The organism is Roseovarius sp. MMSF_3350 (genome assembly GCF_030733425.1).
Lineage (GTDB): Bacteria > Pseudomonadota > Alphaproteobacteria > Rhodobacterales > Rhodobacteraceae > Roseovarius.
This window is the reverse complement of the sequence record NZ_JASHIZ010000029.1, coordinates 1-24,167: the sequence shown is the minus strand read 5'-3', so window position 1 is coordinate 24,167 and position 24,167 is coordinate 1. Positions and strand designations below refer to the sequence as shown.

Sequence of the window (24,167 nt, the reverse complement as noted above, 5' to 3'; positions counted from 1 at the left end):
GCATATCGCCCCGGACCGCGCCAATGTCCGGCCATGACGACCCGCACCCTTCTCATCACAGGCGCTTCTTCCGGCATCGGCTACGAGGCCGCCCACCACATGCGCGCCCGCGGCTGGCGCGTCTTCGCCTCCTGCCGCCAGCGCGCCGATTGCGACCGGTTGCGCGCCGAGGGCTTCGACAGCCCGCTGATCGACTATCAGGATCCGGCCACCATCGCCTCCGGCCTCGCCGAAGTGCTCGAGGCCACGGGCGGCACGCTCGACGCGCTTTTCAACAACGGCGCCTTCGGCTGCCCCGGTATGGTCGAGGATCTGCCAACCGACGCCCTGCGCGCCATCTTCGAAGCCAACTTCTTCGGCTGGCACGACCTCACCCGCCAGGTCATTCCGCTGATGCGCGCCCAGGGCCACGGGCGCATCGTGCAAAACTCATCGGTGCTCGGCTTCGCCACACTGCGGATGCGCGGCGCCTACAACGCCACCAAGCACGCGCTCGAGGGGCTCACCAGCACCATGCGCATCGAGATGCGCGACACGCCCCTGCACATCATCCTGATCGAACCCGGGCCGGTGACGTCGAAGATCAGGCAAAACTCCATCCCCCATTTCGAACGCTGGATCGACTGGGAAAACGCGCCCGCCCGCTCGCTATATGAAAAGCGCCTGCTGCCCCGGCTCTACAATGCCGGCGGCCCCGACACGTTCGAGTTGCCCGCAACCGCCGTCGCCCGGAAACTGACCCATGCCCTGGAATCGCCACGCCCCCGTCCGCGCTATTACGTGACCACGCCCACCTACCTTCTCGACGCGCTGCGGCGCATCCTGCCCACCCGCGCCCTCGACTGGATCCAGGCCAGGCTTTAGCGCGAGAACCCATGCGGCCAAGACGCCCGCGTCACCATGGCCCATTCGCCTTTCGGCCCATGCGGGCTACGTCGCCGTGGACCGGACCAACCAAGGGCCTGACATGCTCAACGACCCCCTCTTCATCCTCGTTGCCCTCGCCTGCGGCGTCGTCGGCGTCATTCTCATCCTGGGCATCTCGAACTTCGGCAAGGAAGGCATGGACAATGCCAAGCGCTCGAACAAGTACATGCGCTGGCGCATCATCGCCCAATTCGTCGCGGTGGTCCTGATCCTGGTTTTCGTCTATATCCGCCGTCAAATGGGAGGTGAATGAACATGGTCGTTCTCAACAAGATCTACACCAAGACCGGCGATCACGGCGAAACCGCCCTGGGCAACGGCGCGCGCGTGGCCAAGCACTCCATGCGCGTCACCGCCTACGGCACCGTGGACGAGGTGAACGCCACCGTCGGCCTTGCCCGCCTGCATGCCGACGGCGAAACCGACGCCGCCCTGTCGCGCATCCAGAACGACCTTTTCGACCTCGGCGCCGATCTCTGCCGCCCCGACATGGAAAACGACGACAAGGCCGAGTACGAGCCCCTGCGCATGGTTGACAGCCAGGTCACCCGCCTGGAGACCGAGATCGACACCATGAACAAGGTGCTAGAACCTCTGCGCAGCTTCATCCTGCCCGGTGGCTCGGCGCTTTCGGCCCATCTGCACCTCTGCCGTACCGTCTCGCGCCGCGCGGAACGGCTGTCGGTGGAACTGGCCACGATGGAACACGTGAACCCCGCGGCGGTGAAATATCTCAACCGCCTCAGCGACTGGTTCTTCGTCGCCGCCCGCATGGCCAACGACTCGGGCAGCGACGACGTGCTCTGGACGCCGGGCGCCAACCGCTGATCCGGGAAACACGCCCGCCAAGCCGCACAAGAATCCCCGCAACGTACCGGAAACGCGACGTCGCAAGTCGGAAACGTGACGATTTTACCCTGTTTGTCCGGCTAACAGTTCTGTATCTAACGCCCCAGAGCAAGGGGCGGAGTCGTGTCACAGCGGCTCTGCGCAATATTTTAGGGAGACCATGCCGATGAAGGTGCTTGTGCCTGTCAAACGCGTGATCGACTACAACGTGAAGGTCCGCGTCAAGGCGGACGGATCGGGCGTCGATCTTGCCAATGTCAAAATGTCGATGAACCCGTTCGACGAGATCGCCGTCGAAGAGGCCATCCGCCTGAAAGAGGCCGGCAAGGCCGACGAGGTCGTCGCCGTGTCCATCGGCGTCAAGCAGGCGCAGGAAACGCTGCGCACCGCGCTCGCCATGGGCGCCGACCGCGCCATCCTGGTCGAGGCCGCCGATGACGTGCACACCGACATCGAGCCGCTGGCCGTCGCCAAGATCCTCGCAAAGGTCGTCGAGGAAGAACAGCCCGGCCTCGTCATCGCCGGCAAGCAGGCGATCGACAACGACATGAACGCCACCGGCCAGATGCTTTCCGCCCTTCTCGGCTGGTCGCAAGGCACCTTCGCCTCCAAGCTGGACATCGACGGCGACAATGCCGTGATCACCCGCGAGGTCGATGGCGGTCTGCAGACGATCAAGGTCAAGATGCCCACGATCGTCACCGTCGATCTGCGCCTGAACGAGCCGCGCTATGCCTCGCTGCCCAACATCATGAAGGCCAAGAAAAAGCCGCTCGACGAGAAAACCGCCGCCGATTACGGCGTCGACGTCGCGCCGCGCCTCGAAATCGTCAAGACCGAAGAGCCCGAGGCCCGCAAGGCCGGCGAAATGGTCGGATCGGTCGATGAACTTGTCGCCAAACTCAAAGAAGCGGGGGCCGTTTAAATGTCTGTACTTCTTCTTGCCGAAGTGAACGATGGCGAACTGGCGCTCGACGCCACCGCCAAGGCTGTCACCGCCGCCAAACAGCTGGGCGACGTGACCGTGCTCTGCGCCGGGGGCTCCGCCGCCGCCGCGGGCGACGCCGCCGCCAAGATCGACGGCGTGTCCAAGGTCCTCGTGGCCGAGGATCCCTCGCTGGGCCACCGCCTGGCGGAATCCACCGCCGCGCTTATCGTGTCGCTCGCGGATGACTACGAGCACATCGTGGCCCCGGCCACGACCGACGCCAAGAACGTGATGCCCCGCGTGGCCGCGCTTCTTGACGTCATGGTGATTTCCGATGCCTCGGGCGTGGTCGACGCCAACACGTTCGAGCGCCCGATCTACGCGGGCAACGCCATCCAGACGGTGAAAACCTCGGACGCCAAGAAGGTCGTCACCTTCCGCACGTCGACCTTCGACGCCGCAGGCGACGGCGGCTCGGCCTCGGTCGAGACAGTGTCCGCCGCCGAAAATCCCGGCCTCAGCGAATGGGTCGAGGACAAGGTCGCCGAATCCGACCGCCCCGAGTTGACCTCGGCAGGCATCGTCGTCTCCGGCGGTCGCGGCATCGGCTCGGAAGAGAACTTCGCCCTGATCGAGAACCTCGCCGACAAGCTGGGCGCCGCCGTCGGTGCGTCCCGTGCGGCCGTCGACTCCGGCTACGCCCCCAACGACTGGCAGGTCGGCCAGACCGGCAAGGTCGTGGCGCCGGACCTCTACATCGCCGTCGGCATTTCGGGCGCGATCCAGCACCTTGCGGGCATGAAGGACTCCAAGGTCATCGTCGCCATCAACAAGGACGAAGAGGCCCCGATCTTTCAGGTCGCCGATTACGGCCTCGTCGCAGACCTCTTCACCGCCGTGCCGGAACTGACCGAGAAACTCGGCTGAACCGTTCCGCAGCTGGCACCGAACTGACCCGCCCCCCGTGGCGGGTCTTTTCGTTTCGGCGCACCGTAGGGTGGGCGAAAACCCACCGCCCCCGCAAAATTTTGATCCCTATGGCAACACCGGCATGAGGACCTGCCATTCCGCCAAAGGCACGATTACACCTGAATTTCAACCACCGCTTTCCCTTGCAGGTGCCGCGGCACGGGGCATATGGTGTCGCAAAAGCGAAAGGGACCTGCATGGACATCCGCAAGGTGGGCGTCGTCGGCGCCGGACAGATGGGCAACGGAATCGCGCATGTGATGGCCGTCGCGGGCTATGACGTCCTGCTCAACGACATCAACCAGGAGGCCCTGGACAAGGGCGTCGGGATGATCAAGTCGAACATGGACCGCATGGTCAGCCGCGACAAGATGACGGCCGAGGACCGCGACGCGGCGCTCAAGCGCATCACCACCACGCTGCACCTGCCCGAATTGGGCGGTACCGACCTCGTCGTCGAATCCGCCACCGAACGCGAGACCGTCAAGCAGGCCATTTTCGAAGACCTCGTGCCGCATCTCGGCCCCGACACGATTCTCACGTCCAATACCTCGTCGATCTCGATTACCCGGCTGGCCAGCCGCACCGACCGTCCCGAGAAATTCATGGGCTTCCACTTCATGAACCCCGTGCCGATCATGCAACTGGTCGAGTTGATCCGAGGCATCGCCACCGACAAGCCGACTTACGACGCCTGCCTCGCCGTGGTCGAAAGGCTCGGCAAGACCGCCGCCAGTTCCGAGGATTTCCCCGCCTTCATCGTCAACCGCATCCTGATGCCCATGATCAACGAGGCGGTCTATACCCTCTACGAGGGCGTGGGCTCCGTCACCTCCATCGACACCTCGATGAAGCTCGGCACCAACCATCCGATGGGCCCGCTGGAACTGGCCGATTTCATCGGCCTCGACACCTGCCTTGCCATCATGAACGTCCTTCATGACGGTCTGGCGGACACGAAATATCGCCCCTGCCCCTTGCTGACGAAATATGTCGAGGCCGGCTGGCTGGGCCGCAAGACCGGCCGCGGCTTCTACGACTACCGCGGCGAGGAACCGGTCCCGACCCGCTGACGCAAGATGGGCAAGACCCCGCGCGCGTCGCGTCCGTAGGGTGGGTGAAAACCCACGCGCGGCACCTTGCGTAGGGTGGGTGATAACCCACCGCCGCCCTCACGTATCGCCCAGGCTCAACGTATGCTCGCGCAACCACGCCATGAACCCGCGCGGGTCCTTGTCCAGCAATTCCATCTGCTCCGGCGTGAGCGGCGGACCCACCACCGGCTTTTGCGGGTGATTGCAGCCCCGTACCACCTCGTGCAGCAAAAGGCTCTGCCGCAACGTCGGAGAGATGCAGTTGGCCATCTGGTAGGCGCGCGAATTGGCGCCCGGGAAAAAGACCGGCACCACCATCGCCCCCGACCTCCGGATCATCTGCGCGGTAAAGACGTTCCATTCCCGTTCCTTCACCGGGCCGAACAGACTGTCCGATGACGCCACCACGCCCGACGGGAACACGCTGATCGCGCCGCCTTCCTTCAGGTGCGCCATCGCCTTGGCGCGCATCTCCACCGATTTGCGTTGCGCGTCCGGCTCGTGCGGAAACGGCACCGAGATCATGTAGGAGGCCGCCACCTCGTCGATCCCCGTCAACAGCGCGCGCGTCAGGATCTTGTAATCGGTGCGCCGCCGTCCGATCAGGTCGGCCAGGATCATCCCGTCCACCAGCCCGTGGGGGTGGTTCGCCACGATCACCACCGGCCCGGTTTCGGGGATATGGTCGATCTGTTCCTGCGGCGTCAGCAGCGGGATGCCCATCGTATCCAGCGCCGCCCGCCAGAACGGCTGCCCCGTGGGCGCGCCGCGCTTCTCGAAGGCCCTGATCATCTTGATGATCGTCAGCTTGCCGGTGACCCACTCGATCGCCCGGATCGTGAAGGCCGTGGCCGGGCTGTCGAACGAATTGGCATAGGTCAGGCTGCGCCGGTCATACTTCGTGAAATTGACCGTTCCGGGCTGCGCCTCGCCGCTCTGATCCTGCGCCTTTTCCGCCACGTGGTCTGTTCCCGTCCCGCCGCGCACCCTGCGCCTACATGTCCTCGCCGAACCGGTCGGCCACAAGCGCACTCACGGCATCCGCCAGCGCCTCGGCGTCGGGCCCCCAGGCTCGCACGTCAATAGTCGTTCCGCGCGACGCTGCCAACATCAAAAGGCCCATGATACTGTCCGCGCCCGTGGTCTGGCCATCATGGCTGACCTCGGCCCGCGCGTCGAATCCCTCGACAACCTCCACCAGCTTGGCCGCTGCTCGCGCGTGCAGCCCCTTCTCGTTGACGATCTCGATTTCGCGGGTGACGGTGTCTGTCATGTCGGTCTTGGTCTTTCCAGGCTGTCGGGGGTCAGGGGGTGTGGCTGTCGATATATTTGCGTCCGGCGTCCAGCGCGGCGCGCGCCGCCTCGGGCACCGTCAGGTCACGGCTCTTGGCCAGCTTCAGCAGCATCGGCAGGTTCGCACCATACAGGATACGCCGGTTCTCCGGCTGGCACGCCTTCAGCGACAGGTTGGCAGGCGACGCGCCGAAGATGTCCACCACGATCAGCACGCCGTCGCCGGTGTCCACCTCGTCGGCTACCCGGCAAATCTCGTTCTGCTTCTCGGTGCGGTCGAAATCGCCCTCGATAGGGATGGCGCGGATTCCGGACTGCCCGCCGACGACATGCTCGATCGCCTTCAGATAGCCCTGCGCCAGGCCGCCATGTGCCACGATCACGATCCCGATCAAGCCCTGATGTCCCCTTTCTTTGCCGCCTCGGCCATCTCGCCGGGGCCGGACGGCACGAGCAAGCCGCGCCGTTCCAGTTCGCGATGCCTTATAGACACCTGCCAGCCCGCCTCTGCAAGGGTCTCGGACAAGGTTTCTGCCATCGTGACGCTGCGATGCTGCCCGCCGGTGCAGCCGAACCCGATCGCCAGATAGGCCTTGCCCTCCGCCTTGTAGGCCGGCAGCAACTGGCGCACCAGGTCACCGACCCGTTCGGCGAACCCCTCGAACATCGGGTCATCGCCCACATAGGCCCGTACGCGCGCGTCCTGCCCAGTCAGCCCACGCAGGCTGGCCTCCCAATAGGGGTTTCTGAGGAACCGGCAATCCAGCACCATGTCCAGGCCGCGTGGCAGCCCGCGCTTGTAGGAAAACGACTGCACCGAGACCGACATCTGCCCGCCATCGCCCGGCGCGAACCAGCGCGACAACTCCGCGCGCAGATCGTGCGGTGACAGCTCCGACGTGTCGATCAGAATATCCGCCCGCGCCCGGATCGGGCCCAGCAAGTCGAACTCCCGCGCGATACCAGCATCCGGCGTCTCGGCCGGAGCCAGGGGGTGGCGGCGGCGCGTCTCGGAAAAGCGGCGCATCAGAACCTCGGCGCTGCTGTCGACGTACAGCACCTGCAGATGCACCGTCGCATCCGCGCTCAGCGTGTCAATCACCTCGATCAGAGCAATGGTCGAGAAATCCCGGTTGCGCGTGTCCACGCCCAGCACCAGCGGCTTGTCCGGCCCGTTGCCCTCGATCAGCCGCGGCAGCAGCGACAGCGGCAGGTTGTCGATCGCCTCGAATCCCATGTCTTCCAGCGCCCGAATTGCGGTCGTGCGCCCGGCGCCGGATGGGCCGGTCACTAGAACCAATCGCTTCGTCACCGGGCCTGCCGGCATCATGGCGCACTCCTTACTTCGCGCTTTCGGTCCTTAGATATAACGTCAGGGCGGCGGGAAAATGAGGGCTCTCGCATTTGTTAAGAACCGGCAGCATAATGCCCATGATCCGCGTTTCGCGCTTCTCGGGAAGGCGCTTCGTCTCGATCTCGTCCATGTCCACGACCAGCGCAACCTTGCGCGGCCCCGTCGCCGGAACCGAAAGGATGCCCACCCCCCGGGCCTCGATCCGGCCGCGGATGGTGTCGGGTGCATCGGCCCACAGGGTGCCGCCCTCCGTCCACAGGCACGTGCGGTCGTCGGCCACCAATCCCGCGCCCAGCGTCAGGAGCCGCAGCGCCAGCCCGGACTTGCCGCTGCCCGACGCGCCACGGATCAGGATCGCGTGCTCGTTTATGGCCACGCAGGTGGCATGCAGGGTTTCGGGGGCGCTCATGACGTCGATCCTGCGGGTCCGGGCCGGGGCGGCGCGCCCGCCCGGTCAGACCGGCAAACCCACGACAAAGCGTGCGCCCAGCGGATCAGAGGTGATATCGGATTCGGTGGGCCGGATGTTCTCGGCCCAGATCACGCCCTCATGCGCCTCGACGATCTGCTTGGAAATCGACAGGCCAAGGCCCGAGTTGTTGCCGAAATCGTTGGCATCGCGCTGCGAATAGAAGCGGTTGAAGATCTTGGTCAGCGCCTGTTCGGGAATGCCCGGCCCGGTATCCTCGACAACGACGACCACGCGGTTCTCGCGTTTGCGCGCCCAAAGGCGAATGGCGTCGCCCTCATCGCAGAACGAGGTCGCGTTGGTAATCAGGTTCACGAAAACCTGCGCCAGCCGCGCTTCCAGCCCCATGATGACGATCGGGTCCTTGGGGAAATCGGTAATGAATTCCACGCCCTTCTGCTGTGCCTGTTCGCCCAGGTAGTGCGCCAGGTTTTCCAGCATCTGGATCAGGTCGAACGCCTCCTGCTCCTCGCGCACCAGTTCGCTGTCCAGCCGCGAGGCATTCGATATGTCGCTCACCAGCCGGTCGAGGCGGCGCACGTCATGCTCGATCACGTTCAGCAGTTTTTCGCGCTGGTCCTCGCGCTTGGCCACGCGCATCGTGCCCACCGCGCTGCGCAAGCTGGCCAGCGGGTTCTTAATCTCGTGTGCCACATCCGCCGCAAACTGCTCATTGCCGTCGATCCGGTGATAGAGCGCGGTCACCATGCCGCGCAGGGCACCGCTCAAACGCCCGATCTCGTCGGGCCTCGCGGTCAGGTCGGGGATACGGACACGTCCGCCGCCGTTATTGCCTCCATTGCGGTTGCGCGCGCCGCCCACTTCCGCGGCGGCGGCCAACTCGGCCAGCGGATTGGCGATGGTCGAGGCCAGGATCAGCGACAGCCCTACCGATACCAGCGTCGCCACCACGAACATCTGCAAAACGCGCTCGCGTTCCATCCGGCTCAGTTTGTCGATCTCGCCCGACGCGCTGGACAGCGCGACGACGCCCACCGGCCGGTCGCCCTGCATGATCGGCGTCGCGACCGCGAATATGGTCGCCCCATCGTTATCGCCGCGCCCCACCTGCGTGCCATCCTCCAGCGCATCCTCGACAAGGCCCTGCGCCAGCGTCTCCACGCTGATTTCAGTTTCATTTACCAAGATCGCCGAAAACGGTGCCGACACCCAGTTCCACACCTGGTTCAGCGCGTCCGTGATCACCGTCGGCTTGTCCGGCACGCGGGCGCCGGGGCGCGGCAGATGCCCCTCGGTCCGGCCCACCAGCTGGGCGGCACGGTCATAAACCAGCACCTCGACCCCCTGCTGCACGTCCAGCCCGTCCAGCGTGCCGGCCACGTCCAGCCCGTCCATCGCCACCAGGCTGACAGGCGCGCCTTCCGGAAGTTGCGCCTCGAACACGTCAGCGATCAGTTCCACGTCGCTTTGCAGCCCGTCGGCGTGCTGCTGCGCCAGCCCGTCGCGCGACGAGTTCAGGTACAGGATGCCCGCCACCAGCACGTTCAGGGCAATCAGGTTGAAAGTGATGATCTTGCGCGTGAGGGATCCGCCGCCACCGCCGAAGTAGCCCCGGCGCGCGCGGCGCATCCGGACCTCTTCCTCGACCACGTTTTCCGGCGCCACGAAATCATCGCCAAGAACGACGCCGTCATCGTCATTCAGCGTATGATCGCGCACCTGGAACCCCTCCGCCAATGCCATGTCTCAGGCTATCATTCCTCGTTGTAACGATACCCGATGCCGTACAGCGTTTCGATGGCCGAAAATTCCGGGTCCACCATCCGCAGTTTCTTGCGCAGGCGCTTGATATGGCTGTCGATGGTGCGGTCATCCACATAGACCTGATCGTCATAGGCCACGTCCATCAGCTGATCGCGGCTTTTCACGAAACCGGGCCGTTGCGCCAGCGCCTGCAACAGCAGGAACTCCGTCACGGTCAGCGACACATCCTGCCCTTTCCATGACACGGCATGGCGCAGCGGGTCCATGCGCAGTTCGCCGCGCTCGATCACCTTGGTGTCCTCGGTGTCGGCCACCACGTTGCCATCGACCGCGTCCTGCCGGCGCAAGAGCGCGCGGATGCGCTCCACAAGCAGGCGCTGGCTGAACGGTTTCTTGACGTAATCGTCCGCGCCCATGCGCAGGCCCAGGACCTCGTCGATCTCGTCGTCCTTCGAAGTCAGGAAAATGACCGGCATGGCCGATTTCTGCCGCAGCCGCTGCAGCAGGTCCATCCCGTCCATCCGCGGCATCTTGATGTCCAGCACCGCCATGTCGGGCAGCTTCTTGCTGAACGCTTCATAGGCCTGCTGACCGTCGTTATATGTTTCGACCTCGAAGCCCTCGGCCTCAAGAGTCATGGAAACCGATGTCAGAATATTTCTGTCATCGTCCACAAGGGCGATTTTCGACATTATAAATTCCTTGTACTGCTCGTTTGCCTGCTTTTTTCCAACACTATGAGCCGTTTTCGCCTTTTTAATCAATCCCAAACTGCGAATCAGCCGGGCTTTCCCGTCCATGTGACGCGAAAATGTCTTAGGAATGGCTAAATTGACTCACTTTTCCCGCCCGCGGTTGCAGATGCCGGGCCAGGGCTCGCTCATGGTGGCGCTAACGACCGGCGTGATGGCGCTAACGCCGGATTTGGTTGCGCTAACTGTGCATTTGCGTCCTGTTCAATCATAAAACCGTCATGTTAAGAGGCCGGCGAAACAGCCGGTACGGGCCGGTTACTCACCGCCGCTTTGGCGGACCTGCAGGCCGACACCGCCGCCAGGGGCGGACGGCCAGAACTCAAGGAGCGCACGCATGTCAGCAGGACGGGTCAATCCCAACTTCACCCTCGAGGATCAAGGCATCACCGGACTGGGCGAAGTTCACTACAACCTGATCGAACCCGCCCTGATCGAAGAGGCGCTGCGCAAGGGCGAAGGGCGCCTCGGCAAGGGCGGCACCTTCCTCGTCTCCACCGGCCAGTTCACCGGCCGCTCACCCAAGGACAAGCACGTCGTCAAGACCGACAGCGTGGCCGAGCATATCTGGTGGGACAACAACGCGCCCATGACGCCCGAAGCGTTCGACCAGCTCTACACCGACATGGTCGCCCACATGCAGGGCCGCGACTACTTCGTGCAGGATCTCGTCGGCGGCGCCGACCCGGCGCATTCGATCAACATGCGCATGGTCACCGAACTGGCTTGGCACGGCCTTTTCATCCGCCACATGCTGCGCCGCCCCGAGCGCGAGGCGCTCGACAGCTTCACCGCCGATTTCACCGTCATCAACTGCCCCAGCTTCAAGGCCGACCCGGCCCGGCACGGCTGCGTCTCGGAAACCGTGATCGCCATCAACTTCGACCGCAAGCTGATCCTGATCGGCAACAGCGAGTATGCCGGCGAGAACAAGAAATCGGTCTTCTCGGTCCTGAACTACCTGCTGCCGGAAAAGGGCATCATGCCGATGCACTGCTCGGCCAACCACGCCAACGGCAACCCCGTGGACACCGCCATTTTCTTCGGCCTTTCGGGCACCGGCAAGACCACCCTCTCGGCAGATCCCAACCGCACGCTCATCGGCGACGACGAACATGGCTGGTCCGACCGCGGCACCTTCAACTTCGAGGGCGGCTGCTATGCCAAGACGATCAACCTCGACCCCGAGGCGGAACCCGAGATCTACGCCACGACCGAGAAATTCGGCACCGTGATCGAGAACATGGTCTATGACGAGGAAACACTCGAACTGGACTTCGCCGACGATTCACTGACGGCCAACATGCGCTGCGCCTATCCGATGAGCTACATTTCCAACGCGTCGGAAACCGCGCTTGGCGGGCACCCCAAGAACATCATCATGCTGACCTGCGACGCGTTCGGTGTGCTGCCTCCCATCGCGCGGCTGTCGCCGGCGCAGGCGATGTATCACTTCCTCTCGGGCTTCACCGCCAAGGTCGCGGGAACCGAGCGCGGCCTGACCGAAGCCGAGCCGACCTTCTCGACCTGCTTCGGCGCGCCCTTCATGCCGCGCCGCCCCGAGGTCTACGGCAACCTCTTGCGCGAAAAGATCTCCAAGCACGGCGCGACCTGCTGGCTGGTCAACACCGGCTGGACCGGTGGTGCCTACGGCACCGGCGAGCGGATGCCGATCAAGGCCACCCGCGCCCTGCTGACCGCCGCGCTTGACGGCTCGCTCAACGAGGTAGAGTTCCGCAAGGATCCCAATTTCGGCTTCGAGGTTCCGGTCAGCGTTCCCGGCGTGCCCGAGGTCTTGCTGGACCCGCGCCGCACCTGGGACGACGGCGCCGCCTACGACGCGCAGGCCCAGAAGCTGGTCAAGATGTTCGCCGACAATTTCGAGCAGTACCTGCCCTATATCGACGAGGACGTGAAAGCCGCCGCCATCGGCTAAGGCTCACACGCCCCGACCGGGCCGACACCGCCCCCGTGCTTCAGGCGCGGGGGCTTTTTCATGCCGGTCCTTCGTCAGGGGCCCGCGCGCCCGAGACACCGTAGGGTGGGTGACAACCTGCGCGCGCCTCATGCTACCGCGGCGCCACCACACCGTAGGGTGGGTGACAACCCACGCGCGCGCCCCCCCTTACCGCGGCGTCGCCTTGTTCAACGGGCTCTCCACCGGCGGCGGCGCCACGTCCATCACGCCCAACGCATCGAACCCGCCCAGCACCGCGTCCACAGCGATTGTCGCCAGCACGATCCCCATCACCCGGCTGATCACGCTGGCACCGGTGCTGCCGATCACCCTGTGCACGTAGGTCGCCGCCAGCAGCAGCACCAGCGTCAACAACAACACCAGGATCAACAGCCCCGCCGTGATCGCCTGATCGGCAAGGGATGCGGTATGGTTGTCCGTCAGGATCACGATAGCCAGCATCGCCCCGGGCGACGCGATCGACGGCATCGCCAGGGGAAACACCGCGCCCGCCAGGTGGTCCCGCTCCGCCTCCTCGATCTCTCGCGCCGGCTTCGACTCGCCGAAGATCATCGTCATCGCGAACAGAAACAGGATGATCCCGCCCGCGATCTGGAACGACCCCAGCCGCAGCCCCAACGACTCCAGCAAAAACTGTCCGCCCGCCAGGAACGCCAGCAGCACTAGCGCCGCAATCGCCACCGCCCGCAGCGCAAAGCGCCGGTGCAGCGCCCGCGGCACGCCCTGGACCGCGAACAGGAACACCGGGATCGACCCCACAGGGTCGATCACCACGATCAGCGTCACCAGTTCTCTTGCCAGGGCAGCCCAGTCCATGGGGTTGGATCTTTCCGGTTAAGTGCGATGCCCGAACGCCATGCGGCGGCAATTCGATCTGCCTTCGACATCTACCGAATAACGCACCGATTATGAACCTCGGAAACCGCCAGCACCGCCCACAGGCAACGTCATGTCCACCCGTCCCACGCCGTGCGGATTTACACCGGCAAGGTTCCCTCGAGCACATACCGCAGGATCTCCACGACTTGGCGAGGCTCCCGCGTCACGGCCAGCGCCGCGGCGTCCACTTCCTTCAATGCGTGGTCATGCTCCGGCGGTTGCAGGATGATCAGCGACTTGCCCATCGCGCTGGCATAGCCCGCGTCGAAGGCCGCGTTCCACTGCTTGTACTTGTCGCCAAACCGCACGACCACCACGTCGGCCTCCTCGATCCCCTTGCGAGTGCGGATCGCGTTCACCATGGCACCCTTGCGGTCATGCCAGAACTTGTCATCCTCGGCGCCAAGTATCGCCACGCCGCAATCGTCGCTGGCACCATGATCCGTCACGGGCGCGGAAAATTCCACGTCCAGCCCATGCGCCCCTTCGATGATCTGGTCGCGCCAGTCGGTGTGAATTTCGCCGGACAGATATACGTTCAACATGCGGTCAACTCCTTTTTCCCTTGTCGCCGCACAATCTGCATCCCACGTCCCGGAATACAAGTCAGACCTTCCGCGCCACGATCAAATGGCTCGGCGGCCGGACCGGGTAACTGCCCGTCTCGACGATGCGAAACCCCGAACTGCCGATCTCTGCATCCATATCCGCAGTTTTCAGGAACCGCACGAACGGAGCCTTTCCCAGCCACTGCAACAGCGGCAGTGCCTTCCGCATCAGGTTGAACTTCCATCCCAGGTCCGGCTCGCCAATGCAGGGCGTCTTCGAGATGTAGGACCCACCCTCCTTCAGCAGGTCGTGAACCCGCCGGTGTACCTCGGTCGCGTCCTCCATCAGGTGCACCACGTTCAGCGCCAGCACCACATCGAACGTTCCGGGCTCAAGCCGCGCGTCATGCACGTCCGCCACCAGGAACCGCACGTTGTGGGCGCCCTGGCGCTTCCGCGCTTCGGCGATCATGCCTCCCGCGAAATCCGTAGCCACGATTTCCCCGGCCTCGCCCGCCAGCCTCAGCGCCGTGCCGCCCGTGCCACACCCTATTTCAAGCACCCGCGCCCCGCAGGGCAGATGCGCCCGGATACGTTCCAGCGTCGCGACATAGGCCGCCTCGTCTCCGATCGGCTTCGCGGCGTATTTCGGTGCGATCCCGCTCCAGAATTGCTTACCCGGTTTCATTGCGTATCTCCTTTGCGAGCCCTATACTTCTGCATGGAAATCTATTGTATTCCTTAAAATTGCAGGCTTATCATGCAAAAGCGCATGGATGGTGATTTCGACTGGACCCGCCTGCGGGCCTTTCTCGCCACGGCCGAGGCCGGTTCGCTCTCCGCCGCCGCCCGGCGGCTGGGTCTCACCCAGCCAACCCTGGGCCGACAGGTCTCGGCGCTGGAACAGGAACTCGGTCTGGCGTTGTTCGAGCGCGCCGGCCGGACGCTCCACCTGACCGACGCGGGCCATGACGTGCTGGCCGAGGCACGCGGCATGGGCGAGGCCGCGACCCGCATCGCCCTGATTGCCCAGGGCCGCGCCCGATCACTGGAAGGCCGCATCAAGCTTACCGCGTCCGACATGATGTCGGCCCACGTTCTGCCCGATATTCTGCTGCAACTCCGCCCGCTTGCGCCGAAGTTGCGCGTCGATATCATCGCCGCCAACGATATCCGCGACATCCTCGCCCGCGAGGCCGATATCGCCATACGCCACGTCCGCCCGTCCGAGCCCGACCTGATCGCCCGCCTTGTCGGCGACGCGCCTGCGCATTTCTACGGTTCCAGGGACTACCTCGCCACACGCGGCACCCCACACACGCCCGACGATCTTGCCACACACGATATCATCAGCTTCGGCGACGATGCCCGCATGATCGAAGCGCTTGCCGCCTGGGGCCTGCCGCTCTCGCCGCACCAGTTCACCACCGGCGCCACCAGCGGCATCGCCTGCTGGGAACTGGCGCGAAAGGGGTTCGGCCTGGCACCCATGTCCGACGACATCGCGGCAGGCTTTCCTGACATGGTTCCGCTCCTGACCGAGGGGCCAAAGATCACCTTCCCCGTATGGCTGGTAACCCACCGCGACCTGCACACCTCGCGCCGCATCCGTCTGGTCTTCGACCTTCTGGCCGAGATGCTGTCCGAAGGTCTGACCTGACATGTAGGGTGGGTGAAAACCCACGCGCCGGCCCGGGCCTTTATCGCACCACCTCGTCCACACAGGTTCCGTCGATCAGGTAAAGCCCGTCATCCGCCAGCACGACACCCGCCTCACCGCCCGGCAGGTCGGTCACGTAGCGCCGTATCGGCACGTCGCCGGTCTCGACCCGCGCGAAGTCCAGACCGTTCCGGCTGACCCAAAGGCCTTGTTCCGAATGGCCCGCAAAAATCGCGTCGAAGGTCTCGCTGACCTCTATTTCCACTTCGAACATCCACTCAAAAGAGATCGGCAACGCGCCCGGCGTCAGGGTAAGGTCACGCTGCACTTCCCACCAGCCACGCAGGTCCAGCAGGAACAGCCGCTCTTGCCACTGAATCCAGCGCGGATGGGGGCCGGTCTTTTCCAGGCCCAGCTCCGGCGCGGCAATGAATTGCGCGCCGTCGAAATACATCCACGTAAGCCCCACATTGAACACAGGATGCCCGATGCCAAAGAGTGGCGGCACCCCACGGCCGGACGGGACAACCCCATTCCACGGAACGGCCAGAGACTTCGCCGTCTCGCCCACCGTTGCGTCATCGGCCCGGACCCGGTGCGGCCCGTCCCGCCCGATGACGCGCACGAAGTGCTGCCGTCGCTTCTTGTCCAGCAGCACGCCGCCAAGGACCGCCACGATCGGACCATCATCCGCATGAAACACGCGAGTCACGTCGCGCACGGCATACAAAAGCTCAGGCACACCGTTCCCGCTGACGTCAAACACCAGCAAGTCTTGCGAAAACTGCAAGGCGAAGAGACCAGAGGCAGCATCCAGATACGATCGCCGCGGATCAAGCGTCCAGATGTCATTCGGCACATGCCGGTCGAACCAGCCCAGCCGCACCCGCTGCCAGTCTCCGGCGGTTTCAGCCCGCCAATACAATTGATCGCCGGAAAAACTCATGTATCCCGCAGCACCGGCAAAATACATTGGCAGCAGATCGTTCATCTCCGGAGACGCACCGGCCAAGGGAGACGGCCTCAGCCCGGCCTCTTCCGTCCATTCCTGCAAGGGCCGGTCCTCGAACCGAAACAACAGATGCCCGCTTCGCGCATCATACCGGACACCCCGATAGCCCTCGACCGGCACCTCGGTGAAGCGATCTTCCCCCGGACGCATCCGGTACACCCTGTTGGGATGCCGTCCACCATAGCCATAAACGGTCCCGTCTGACGCCACATCATAGCTTTTGTACGCCCACGAAGCGCTGTGTGGATAGGCAATGTTCTCAAGCGATTCCAGTCGTCCGTCCCGAATGGTATGAAACCCGTTGAAATGAATGAGCGCGTGCGGATACCCGGGGATCGCATGGAACCTGGCCGCATAGCGGAAGGCCGCAGACTGGTCAGTCGGCCCGTCTTCGACAGGTCGCAAACATCCGGTCTCCGCAAACGCAGCCCCGCCCAGCCAGATCAACAGGCAAGCAAGCAGGCCCCGCATCGCCTCACCCCCTGAGCGTGCCGCCCGTCGCCTTGGTCACCTTCTCGACGATCCTGGCCGACACGGCCTCGATATCGGCGTCCTTCAGGGTCTTGTCGGTCGGTTGCAATCGCACCGTGATCGCAAGGCTCTTCTTGCCCTCGCCCAGGCTGCCGCCGATGAACTCGTCGAACACGCGCACATCGTCGATGAGCGCCTTGTCCGCCCCGGCGGCCGCATTGACCAGCGTCAGCGCCTCCACGTCGGCATCCACCACGAAGGCAAAGTCGCGCTCCACCGCCTGCAGGTCGCTGATCCTCATCGCCCCCCGGTTCGCCCCCGCCTTGCGCGGCTGCGGGATCTCGGCAGGGTAAAGCGTAAACCCCACGACCGGCCCCTTCACGTCCATCTTGCGCAGGATCTTCGGGTGCAGCTCGCCAAAGACACCCAGCACCTTCTTCGGTCCCAGGCAGATCCTCCCGTGCCGCCCCGGGTGCCACCACTCGGACGCTCCGCGCAGGATCTGCACCTTCGCCGGTGCGCCCAGCGCCCCAAGGATCGCCTCGGCATCCGCCTTGGCATCATACAGGTCCACCGGACGACTCGCCTTGTGCACATCCTTGGGTCCGGTCCGGCCCACCAGGATGCCGCTCACCTGCACATGCTGCTCCTCCGGCTCGCCGCCGTGAAACGCATGGCCCAGTTCGAAAAGGGCGAGGTCCATCGCCCCCCGCGCCTGGTTTCTAGCGGCGGCCTGCAACAACCCCGGCAACAGATCGGGCCGCATATGGCTCATCTCGCTGCTGATCGGGTTGGCCAGCATCGTTGCGTCATCGCCGCCGCCGAAGAGCGTCGCACTGGCCTTGTCGATGAAGCTGTAGGTCACGCACTCGTTGTAGCCCAGCGCCGCCGCCATCCGCCGCGCCGTCCGCTCCCGCTGCTGCCCAACGCTCAGGATCGGCTGGGGCACGCCCGCCTGCATCCGCGGCATGGGGCGACCCACCAGCTTGGTCAGCGACGCCACCCGCGCCACTTCCTCCACCAGGTCGGCCTCGCCCAGAATGTCGGGCCGCCAGCTCGGCACATGCGCCGTATTGCCCTCCATGCGGAAGCCCAGCCGCGTCAGCGTCTGGCGCTGCTCGGATTCCGGGATCTCCATCCCCACCAGAGACTGCACCTTCGCCGCGTCCAGCCTGTACGAGCGTGCCACATCCGGCACCTCGCCCGCGACCACGAGGTTCGACGCCTCGCCGCCGCACAGGTCCAGGATCATCTGTGTCGCCAGGTCGTGCGCTTCCATGTTGAACGCCGGGTCGATCCCCCGCTCGTTGCGGTACCGCGCGTCCGAGTTGATCTTCAGCGCCCGGCCCGTATGCGCGATCTGTATATGGTCCCACACGGCCGCCTCGAGGAATACATTCGTCGTCTCGGCGGTACAGCCCGTCGCCAGCCCGCCCATGATGCCGCCGACGCTCTCGATGCCATTGTCGTCCGAGATCACCACCTGCCCTTTCGAGAAGGTGTATTCCTTCTCGTCCAGACCGGTAAACGTCTCGCCCCCCTTGGCGCGGTGCACCCGCAGGTTTCCCGCCACCTTGTCGGCGTCGAACACGTGCAGCGGGCGGTTGCGGTCATAGGTGAAAAAGTTGGTGATATCCACCAGCGTCGAAATCGGGCGCAGCCCGATGGCGCGCAGCCGGTCCTGAAGCCACTCCGGGCTGGGCCCGTTGGTCACACCGCGGATCAACCTCCCGGCAAAGACGAAACAGCCGTCGGTTCGGGTGTCCTCGTCGATGGTTACCGTGATCGGGCAGGGAAACTGCCCCTCCACATGCGCCCGTGGCGCCTCCTTCATGGTACCAAGACCCCGCGCTGCAAGGTCCAGCGCGATCCCCCGCACACCCAGCGCATCGGGCCGGTTCGGCGTGATCGCGATCTCTATGACGGGGTCGACCTTGGCCGGATCGTTCTCGGCCAGCCAGTCGACGAACCGCTCACCCACTTCGCCGCTCGGCAACTCGATGATCCCGTCATGCTCCTCGGAAAGCTCCATCTCGCGTTCCGACGCCATCATTCCGAAGCTTTCGATCCCGCGAATTTTTCCCACACCGATGGTGGTGTCGATCCCCGGCACGTAGACGCCGGGCTTGGCCACCACCACGGTGATGCCCTCGCGCGCATTCGGCGCACCGCAGATGATCTGTTTCACGCCCTCGTCGGTCTCCACCTGGCACACCCGAAGCCGGTCCGCATCGGGATGCTTCTCGGCGCTTACCACCTTGCCGATGGTAAAATCCGCCAGCCGCTCGCCCGGGTTGGAAATCTCTTCCACCTCGAGGCCAAGGTCGGTCAGCGCCTCGGCGATCTCCGTCACGCTGGCGGTGGTTTCAAGATGGTCTTTCAGCCAGGACAGGGTGAATTTCATCGTCTCTCATCCATCAGGGGGTCAAACTCGTCCCGGGCGCTTTACCGGATATGTCCCGCGCTTGAAAGAGGGCACCGCAGCGGGGGGCCAGCCCCCCACGTCGAAACCGGGGTTTCGACGCTCCCCCCGGGATATTTGTGGCCAGAGGAAGAAAGGCGTGACACATACAGCTTCCTCTGGCCGGAAATATCCCCGCCGGAGGCCCCCGCCCGCCGGAGGTACAACGCCGCGGCTTCCCGTCACGCCGAGGCTCCCGCGCCCGAGGAAGCGCCCGAAGGGCGCGCAACGAGACATCCGGCGCGGCGCAGCCGCACCCCCGTTCTAAAAGCTGATGATCCCGCGTCGCACCAGGTTCAGCCCCGCGACGACCAGCACCGCCAAGGTCAGACGGCGAAACAGCCGCTGGTCGATCCGGTCCTGCAACATGAAACCGATCCAGAGGCCAATCAGCGCCGGCACGATCAGCGACAGCGACAGCGGCAGCGTCTGGGCGTTGAGCACGCCAGACGCCGTGTGCGCCCCTGTCAGCAACACCGCGCCCATACCGTAGATCACCCCCTGCACCCGCATCTGCTCGGCCTTTTCGGTGTCCAGCGCCGTCAGCATCGCCACGGTGGGTGGCCCCCACACGCCCGAGATGCCGCCGAAGAACCCCGCCACCGCGCCGATCGCTGCCTCCACGCGCCGCCCCGGGTTTGGCGGCAACCGCAAGGGCCGTCCGACCAGCGCAAAGCCCGCGTAGATGATGATCGGCACCCCGATCAGCAGCAGCATCACCGCCTCCGGGATCACCCGCACGAACTGTGCCGACACCAGCAGCAATGCCATGCCCGAGCCCAGAAACACCCGGTATTTCGCCAGCGACCCCAAGGCCGCCCGCAGACCCTGCCGCAGCGCCTGCCAGCTGTTCGACACCAAGGTGGGCAGAATCAGCCCGGCCAGCGCCACCTCCGGCGACATCACCGTGCTCAGCCCCGAGATCACCACCATCGGCATGGCAAATCCGACGACGCCCTTGACGATCCCGCCCAGCACGGCCACGCCCCAGGCGAACACCATCAACGTCAACCAGTCCGGACCGAGCAACTCAACCATGCGCTTCTCCTAGCACTTTTCTCGGGGCTTGCACGGCCTAAATCACCGCCATGACTGCCTGAAATCCGACTGAACCGCCCGGCGCCCGCGACACGACAGCGCAATATTCGACCAATTCGCGCGCCGCATGGGCATAATAGTTGCGCTGCACCTGCGAAATGGTTATGCCGGTGCGGCGAAAACGAAGGAGCTACCCCATGGCGCATGACGGACAGGATGTTGACCTTTCGACCGAGATCCTCCTGAAGGATCTGCTGGACCTGACCGGCAAGGCCGTGGCCCCGGCCGAACAGATCCTCGACAAGGCCAGGGGCGCCCTGCGCGCGCTCGTCACCGTCGAGGGCCGCGTCTCCTCCGGCGCCGTGGAACAGCACCAGACGGCCAGCCACGGCCTTGCATGGCTCGCCACCTACGTTGAAGCCCTGCGCCAGATGCAGGGCTGGGCCACCCGCCTCCAAGGCGAGGGCAGATTTGGCGAGGTCGAGCAGCTCATCCACCAGATCGCCTTTGGCGAATACCTCTGGCAGGTCTACGGCGGCATCCCGATGAACCAGGGCGAAATCCTGCGCCTGCAGGATATCGGTCTTTCCCAGGACGACATGCGCGTCCTGATGACGCCCGAGGTCCAGACCTTGACGCAGTGCGGCAACACCCAGGCCGCGCGCCTCCGGCTGGTGGAATTGATGCAGGAACGCGCCGCCGAGATCACCGTCGGCGTCACAGGCCTCGACGACGAGCTCGAGATGATCCGCGAGCAGTTCCGCCGCTACGCCGTCGACAAGATCCTGCCAGAGGCGCATGAGTGGCACCTCAAGGACGAACTCATCCCGATGGAGATCATCGAGGAACTGTCGGAAATGGGCGTCTTCGGCCTGACCATCCCCGAGGAATTCGGCGGCCTTGGCCTGTCGAAAGCCTCCATGTGCGTCGTCTCCGAGGAACTCAGCCGCGGCTATATCGGCGTCGGCTCGCTGGGCACCCGGTCCGAGATCGCAGCCGAACTCATCATCGCCGGCGGCACGCCCGAGCAGAAGGAAAAGTGGCTTCCCGGCCTCGCCTCGGGCGAGATCCTGCCCACCGCGGTCTTCACCGAACCCAACACCGGCTCCGACCTCGGCGCGCTGAAAACCCGCGCGAAGAAGGACGACAACGGTGACTGGATCCTCAACGGCAACAAGACCTGGATCACCCACGCCGCGCGCACCCACGTGATGACCGTGCTGGCCCGCAGCGTACAGGGCACCGACGATTACAAGGGCCTCAGCATGTTCCTCGCCGAAAAGACCCCCGGCACGGATGAAGAGCCGTTCAAGGATCCCGGCATCTCGGGTGGCGAGATCGAGGTGCTGGGCTATCGCGGGATGAAGGAATACACGGTCAATTTCGATGACTTCAGGGTCAAGGGCGAGAACCTTCTCGGCGGCGAAGAGGGCAAGGGCTTCAAGCAGCTCATGGAGACCTTCGAGAGCGCCCGCATCCAGACCGCCGCGCGCGCCATCGGCGTGGCGCAAAACGCGCTTGATCTCGGGATGCAATACGCCCAGGAGCGCAAGCAGTTCGGCAAGGAACTGATCGAGTTCCCCCGCGTCGCCAACAAGCTGGCGATGATGGCGGTCGAGATCATGGTCGCCCGCCAGCTGACCTATTACTCGGCGTTCGAAAAGGACGAGGGCCGCCGCTGCGACGTCGAGGCCGGCATGGCCAAGCTCCTGGGCGCCCGCGTCGCATGGGCCGCCGCCGACAACGCGCTGCAAATTCACGGCGGCAACGGCTTCGCGCTGGAATACCCGGTCAGCCGCGTGCTCTGCGATGCCCGCATCCTCAACATCTTCGAGGGTGCCGGCGAAATTCAGGCGCAGGTCATCGCAAGAAGGCTCCTCGGGTAGAAGGTAGGGCGGGGTTCAACCCCGCCACACGCCACCGATGTAGGGTGGGTGAAAATCCACGCGCACCCGTCCGGGTCAAACGTCCGTCTCCAGCTCCATTTTCTTCGTACGAAGAAAATATCCCAAGAAAACTCTTCCGAATTTTCTCCCCCGTTCCCGGAGAAATTCTTCTGCGGCCCTGAACACCGCACCCCGTCCGGTTAACGCTCAGCCCGCGAAATCCACCCGGACCGGTTGCAGCCCGTCGACCCCGCCCCGCAGTCGGCTTCCCGGCTTTACCGGCCCGACACCTGCAGGCGTTCCCGTCATGATCAGGTCTCCGGCCAACAGGCGATAGAACCGCGACAGGTGCGCGATGATCTCCGGCACGCTCCAGACCATGTCGGCCAACGTCGCTTCCTGCACCCGGGTTCCGTCATGGTCCAGCCAGATCGCCTGCCCGCCGACCGCGCCAAACTCCTCGACCCGCGTCAGCGGCCCCAGTATTGCGGCATTCTCGAAATCCTTGCCCAGGTCCCAGGGCCGCCGCGTTTCCTTGGCCTGCGCCTGCAGATCCCGCCGCGTCAGGTCGATCCCGCAGCCATAGCCGAACACCGCGGACATCGCGTCAGCTTCGGAAATCAGCCCGGCCTCGCCGCCCACCGCCACCACGAACTCCATCTCATAGTGGCAGTCGCTCGTCTCCGGCGGCATCGGAATCGTCGCCCCACCGGGACAATAGGCATGGGCGGACTTGTTGAAATACCACGGCGCCTCGCGGTCCACCTCGTTGCCCATCTCGGCCGCATGTGCGGCATAGTTCCGGCCCACGCAGAAAATCCGCCGGATCGGGAAAACCGCCGCGTCCCCCTCGACAGGCAGGGCATGGATCGGCGCGGGCTCGAAAAGATATTCGGTGGACATGGGGCAAACTCCTTATCTGCCGCCATATGCGCACCCGCCGTGCCGGGGTTCAAGCCCGGACCATCCGTTCCAACGCGACCTTCGTAGGGTGGGTGAAAACCCACGCGTGCCGAACGGCCCGCCTCACGCCACCCGGTTCCCCCGGCTCCACACGGCCCGCAAGGCCGGCGCCCCGCCGCGCAGATCGAACCGAATGAGGTCGGCACGCTTGCCCGGCGCGATCTCGCCCCGGTCCTGCAATCCCACCGCCTTCGCCGGCGCCGCCGTCACCGTCGCCAGCCCCCGCGCCATGCAGCCCCAGTCCTGCCCCAGCTTGACCGCCGCCAACAGCAGCGCCGACGGCACGTAATCCGACGACAGGATATCCAGAAGCCCCGCCTCGGCCAGTTCTCCCGCCGCCACATTGCCAGAATGCGACCCCCCTCGAATGAGGTTCGGCGCGCCCATGATCACTGCGATACCCCGCGCGTGGCTGGCCTCCGCCGCCTCCGCCGTGGTCGGGAACTCCGCCATCGCCACGCCATAGCCCTTCGAGGTCTCGACCTGTGCTTCCGTCGTATCGTCATGGCTCGCCAGCACCGCGCCATAGCGCGCCGCCTCCCGCACCGCCGCCGCCTCGTGCCGGTCGCCATTGGCCTCCCGCAGCGCCTTCAGCTGCGCCACATGCGCGTCGAATTCAGCATCCGACAGCGCGTGCTTGCCCTTCATGTAATCGGCCAGCTTGGTAATATCCCGAAACTGCCGTTGCCCCGGCGTGTGGTCCATCAGGCTGACGATGCCCACCCGATCCTCGGGTCCGAACTCCGCCATCTCTTCCTCCAGCGTTTCCGAACAGACCTCCGCGCGCAGGTGCAGGAAATGGCTGATCTTCAGCGCATCCGCCTCGCGCAGCGCCCACAGTTCGCGCGCCAGTCCACGCGCATAGGCCAGGTACCGCCCCCGCCCCGTCGGGATCGACCCCACCCGCATCG

24 protein-coding genes are annotated in these 24,167 nt (G+C 64.8%); 9 read left to right on the top strand and 15 right to left on the bottom strand.

The window, feature by feature from the left end:
- The first annotated feature begins 33 nt into the window (after positions 1–33).
- The 6 genes from RBB31_RS19705 (at position 34) to RBB31_RS19680 (ending at position 4,746) form a co-directional block, all read left to right on the top strand.
- Complete coding sequence (locus tag RBB31_RS19705) at positions 34–864, top strand: SDR family NAD(P)-dependent oxidoreductase (RefSeq protein ID WP_306130959.1); 831 nt, start codon at positions 34–36, stop codon at positions 862–864.
- Positions 865–967: 103 nt separating this feature from the next.
- Positions 968–1,180: a twin transmembrane helix small protein gene (locus tag RBB31_RS19700; RefSeq protein ID WP_306130958.1), complete on the top strand. Its 213-nt coding sequence runs from the start codon at positions 968–970 to the stop codon at positions 1,178–1,180.
- Between the two features lie 2 nt (positions 1,181–1,182).
- Entirely contained in the window at positions 1,183–1,755 is a 573-nt protein-coding gene (locus RBB31_RS19695) for a cob(I)yrinic acid a,c-diamide adenosyltransferase (protein ID WP_306130966.1), read from the top strand.
- A 187-nt stretch (positions 1,756–1,942) separates the two neighbouring features.
- Complete coding sequence (locus tag RBB31_RS19690; protein WP_306130957.1) at positions 1,943–2,701, top strand: electron transfer flavoprotein subunit beta/FixA family protein; 759 nt, start codon at positions 1,943–1,945, stop codon at positions 2,699–2,701.
- Positions 2,702–3,631 (top strand): electron transfer flavoprotein subunit alpha/FixB family protein, encoded by a 930-nt coding sequence (locus RBB31_RS19685; RefSeq protein WP_306130956.1) that lies wholly within the window; start codon positions 2,702–2,704, stop codon positions 3,629–3,631. It abuts the gene before it with no gap.
- Positions 3,632–3,870: 239 nt separating this feature from the next.
- The gene (locus RBB31_RS19680; RefSeq protein ID WP_306130955.1) at positions 3,871–4,746 is read left to right on the top strand and encodes a 3-hydroxybutyryl-CoA dehydrogenase; all 876 of its coding nucleotides are present in this window, start codon (positions 3,871–3,873) and stop codon (positions 4,744–4,746) included.
- A 99-nt stretch (positions 4,747–4,845) separates the two neighbouring features.
- Here the strand turns inward: RBB31_RS19680 and RBB31_RS19675 are convergent, their stop codons facing one another.
- Genes RBB31_RS19675 through RBB31_RS19645 form a run of 7 tightly spaced genes read right to left on the bottom strand, consistent with a single transcriptional unit; the run spans position 4,846 to position 10,300 of the window.
- Complete coding sequence (locus RBB31_RS19675; RefSeq protein ID WP_306130954.1) at positions 4,846–5,727, bottom strand: lysophospholipid acyltransferase family protein; 882 nt, start codon at positions 5,725–5,727, stop codon at positions 4,846–4,848.
- A 34-nt stretch (positions 5,728–5,761) separates the two neighbouring features.
- A complete protein-coding gene (locus tag RBB31_RS19670; protein ID WP_306130953.1) occupies positions 5,762–6,040 on the bottom strand; it encodes an HPr family phosphocarrier protein in 279 nt (92 codons plus the stop codon).
- A gap of 31 nt (positions 6,041–6,071) precedes the next feature.
- Entirely contained in the window at positions 6,072–6,455 is a 384-nt protein-coding gene (locus RBB31_RS19665; RefSeq protein WP_306130952.1) for a PTS sugar transporter subunit IIA, read from the bottom strand.
- Positions 6,452–7,387 carry an RNase adapter RapZ gene (rapZ, locus tag RBB31_RS19660; RefSeq protein ID WP_306130965.1) on the bottom strand — a complete coding sequence of 312 codons (936 nt, stop codon included), beginning with the start codon at positions 7,385–7,387 and terminating at the stop codon, positions 6,452–6,454. Before rapZ ends, RBB31_RS19665 begins: the two co-directional genes overlap by 4 nt.
- 13 nt (positions 7,388–7,400) lie before the next feature.
- On the bottom strand, positions 7,401–7,823 hold the full coding sequence (locus tag RBB31_RS19655) for an HPr kinase/phosphorylase (RefSeq protein WP_306130951.1): 423 nt from the start codon (positions 7,821–7,823) through the stop codon (positions 7,401–7,403).
- A 45-nt stretch (positions 7,824–7,868) separates the two neighbouring features.
- Positions 7,869–9,587: a sensor histidine kinase gene (locus RBB31_RS19650; protein ID WP_306130950.1), complete on the bottom strand. Its 1,719-nt coding sequence runs from the start codon at positions 9,585–9,587 to the stop codon at positions 7,869–7,871.
- Positions 9,588–9,598: 11 nt separating this feature from the next.
- On the bottom strand, positions 9,599–10,300 hold the full coding sequence (locus tag RBB31_RS19645) for a response regulator transcription factor (RefSeq protein WP_057794252.1): 702 nt from the start codon (positions 10,298–10,300) through the stop codon (positions 9,599–9,601).
- Between the two features lie 397 nt (positions 10,301–10,697).
- Here RBB31_RS19645 and RBB31_RS19640 point away from each other — a divergent pair, with 397 nt between their 5' ends.
- The gene (locus tag RBB31_RS19640; RefSeq protein WP_306130949.1) at positions 10,698–12,296 is read left to right on the top strand and encodes a phosphoenolpyruvate carboxykinase; all 1,599 of its coding nucleotides are present in this window, start codon (positions 10,698–10,700) and stop codon (positions 12,294–12,296) included.
- 189 nt (positions 12,297–12,485) lie between these two features.
- Here the strand turns inward: RBB31_RS19640 and RBB31_RS19635 are convergent, their stop codons facing one another.
- From RBB31_RS19635 to RBB31_RS19625, 3 genes are all read right to left on the bottom strand, one after another.
- Positions 12,486–13,154, bottom strand: a complete 669-nt coding sequence (locus RBB31_RS19635) for a MarC family protein (protein WP_306130948.1) — start codon at positions 13,152–13,154, stop codon at positions 12,486–12,488.
- A gap of 161 nt (positions 13,155–13,315) precedes the next feature.
- Complete coding sequence (locus RBB31_RS19630; RefSeq protein WP_306130947.1) at positions 13,316–13,762, bottom strand: YtoQ family protein; 447 nt, start codon at positions 13,760–13,762, stop codon at positions 13,316–13,318.
- Between the two features lie 61 nt (positions 13,763–13,823).
- Positions 13,824–14,453 carry a bifunctional 2-polyprenyl-6-hydroxyphenol methylase/3-demethylubiquinol 3-O-methyltransferase UbiG gene (locus tag RBB31_RS19625; protein WP_306130946.1) on the bottom strand — a complete coding sequence of 210 codons (630 nt, stop codon included), beginning with the start codon at positions 14,451–14,453 and terminating at the stop codon, positions 13,824–13,826.
- Between the two features lie 84 nt (positions 14,454–14,537).
- On the opposite strand from RBB31_RS19625, the gene RBB31_RS19620 reads away from it, so the two are divergent.
- Complete coding sequence (locus RBB31_RS19620; RefSeq protein ID WP_306130945.1) at positions 14,538–15,425, top strand: LysR family transcriptional regulator; 888 nt, start codon at positions 14,538–14,540, stop codon at positions 15,423–15,425.
- Positions 15,426–15,465: 40 nt separating this feature from the next.
- On the opposite strand, the gene RBB31_RS19615 is transcribed toward RBB31_RS19620, so the two are convergent.
- From RBB31_RS19615 to RBB31_RS19605, 3 genes are all read right to left on the bottom strand, one after another.
- Entirely contained in the window at positions 15,466–16,587 is a 1,122-nt protein-coding gene (locus RBB31_RS19615; RefSeq protein ID WP_306130944.1) for a hypothetical protein, read from the bottom strand.
- A 325-nt stretch (positions 16,588–16,912) separates the two neighbouring features.
- Positions 16,913–19,312, bottom strand: coding sequence for a phenylalanine--tRNA ligase subunit beta (gene pheT / locus RBB31_RS19610; RefSeq protein ID WP_306130943.1), 2,400 nt, complete (start codon positions 19,310–19,312; stop codon positions 16,913–16,915).
- Between the two features lie 321 nt (positions 19,313–19,633).
- On the bottom strand, positions 19,634–20,407 hold the full coding sequence (locus RBB31_RS19605; protein WP_306130942.1) for a sulfite exporter TauE/SafE family protein: 774 nt from the start codon (positions 20,405–20,407) through the stop codon (positions 19,634–19,636).
- 197 nt (positions 20,408–20,604) lie between these two features.
- Between RBB31_RS19605 and RBB31_RS19600 the strand changes: the two genes are divergently transcribed.
- Positions 20,605–22,293 carry an acyl-CoA dehydrogenase family protein gene (locus RBB31_RS19600; protein WP_306130941.1) on the top strand — a complete coding sequence of 563 codons (1,689 nt, stop codon included), beginning with the start codon at positions 20,605–20,607 and terminating at the stop codon, positions 22,291–22,293.
- Between the two features lie 207 nt (positions 22,294–22,500).
- Here the strand turns inward: RBB31_RS19600 and RBB31_RS19595 are convergent, their stop codons facing one another.
- The gene (locus RBB31_RS19595; protein WP_306130940.1) at positions 22,501–23,196 is read right to left on the bottom strand and encodes a fumarylacetoacetate hydrolase family protein; all 696 of its coding nucleotides are present in this window, start codon (positions 23,194–23,196) and stop codon (positions 22,501–22,503) included.
- A 123-nt stretch (positions 23,197–23,319) separates the two neighbouring features.
- Positions 23,320–24,167 (bottom strand): alpha-D-ribose 1-methylphosphonate 5-triphosphate diphosphatase (locus tag RBB31_RS19590; RefSeq protein WP_306130939.1); only part of this gene is annotated, 848 nt, incomplete at its 5' end.

What these genes read in the sequence shown, in the direction of transcription:
- rapZ (WP_306130965.1), bottom strand. Translation starts at nt 7,387, where the DNA reads ATGCCGGCAGGCCCGGTGACGAAGCGATTGGTTCTAGTGACCGGCCCA.
- pheT (WP_306130943.1), bottom strand. Translation starts at nt 19,312, where the DNA reads ATGAAATTCACCCTGTCCTGGCTGAAAGACCATCTTGAAACCACCGCC.
- RBB31_RS19620 (WP_306130945.1), top strand. Translation starts at nt 14,538, where the DNA reads ATGGATGGTGATTTCGACTGGACCCGCCTGCGGGCCTTTCTCGCCACG.
- RBB31_RS19630 (WP_306130947.1), bottom strand. Translation starts at nt 13,762, where the DNA reads ATGTTGAACGTATATCTGTCCGGCGAAATTCACACCGACTGGCGCGAC.
- RBB31_RS19615 (WP_306130944.1), bottom strand. Translation starts at nt 16,587, where the DNA reads ATGCGTCCGGGGGAAGATCGCTTCACCGAGGTGCCGGTCGAGGGCTAT.
- RBB31_RS19635 (WP_306130948.1), bottom strand. Translation starts at nt 13,154, where the DNA reads ATGGACTGGGCTGCCCTGGCAAGAGAACTGGTGACGCTGATCGTGGTG.
- RBB31_RS19690 (WP_306130957.1), top strand. Translation starts at nt 1,943, where the DNA reads ATGAAGGTGCTTGTGCCTGTCAAACGCGTGATCGACTACAACGTGAAG.
- RBB31_RS19645 (WP_057794252.1), bottom strand. Translation starts at nt 10,300, where the DNA reads ATGTCGAAAATCGCCCTTGTGGACGATGACAGAAATATTCTGACATCG.
- RBB31_RS19700 (WP_306130958.1), top strand. Translation starts at nt 968, where the DNA reads ATGCTCAACGACCCCCTCTTCATCCTCGTTGCCCTCGCCTGCGGCGTC.
- RBB31_RS19670 (WP_306130953.1), bottom strand. Translation starts at nt 6,040, where the DNA reads ATGACAGACACCGTCACCCGCGAAATCGAGATCGTCAACGAGAAGGGG.
- RBB31_RS19595 (WP_306130940.1), bottom strand. Translation starts at nt 23,196, where the DNA reads ATGTCCACCGAATATCTTTTCGAGCCCGCGCCGATCCATGCCCTGCCT.
- RBB31_RS19705 (WP_306130959.1), top strand. Translation starts at nt 34, where the DNA reads ATGACGACCCGCACCCTTCTCATCACAGGCGCTTCTTCCGGCATCGGC.
- RBB31_RS19625 (WP_306130946.1), bottom strand. Translation starts at nt 14,453, where the DNA reads ATGAAACCGGGTAAGCAATTCTGGAGCGGGATCGCACCGAAATACGCC.
- RBB31_RS19685 (WP_306130956.1), top strand. Translation starts at nt 2,702, where the DNA reads ATGTCTGTACTTCTTCTTGCCGAAGTGAACGATGGCGAACTGGCGCTC.
- RBB31_RS19600 (WP_306130941.1), top strand. Translation starts at nt 20,605, where the DNA reads ATGGCGCATGACGGACAGGATGTTGACCTTTCGACCGAGATCCTCCTG.
- RBB31_RS19650 (WP_306130950.1), bottom strand. Translation starts at nt 9,587, where the DNA reads ATGGCATTGGCGGAGGGGTTCCAGGTGCGCGATCATACGCTGAATGAC.
- RBB31_RS19695 (WP_306130966.1), top strand. Translation starts at nt 1,183, where the DNA reads ATGGTCGTTCTCAACAAGATCTACACCAAGACCGGCGATCACGGCGAA.
- RBB31_RS19680 (WP_306130955.1), top strand. Translation starts at nt 3,871, where the DNA reads ATGGACATCCGCAAGGTGGGCGTCGTCGGCGCCGGACAGATGGGCAAC.
- RBB31_RS19605 (WP_306130942.1), bottom strand. Translation starts at nt 20,407, where the DNA reads ATGGTTGAGTTGCTCGGTCCGGACTGGTTGACGTTGATGGTGTTCGCC.
- RBB31_RS19655 (WP_306130951.1), bottom strand. Translation starts at nt 7,823, where the DNA reads ATGAGCGCCCCCGAAACCCTGCATGCCACCTGCGTGGCCATAAACGAG.
- RBB31_RS19640 (WP_306130949.1), top strand. Translation starts at nt 10,698, where the DNA reads ATGTCAGCAGGACGGGTCAATCCCAACTTCACCCTCGAGGATCAAGGC.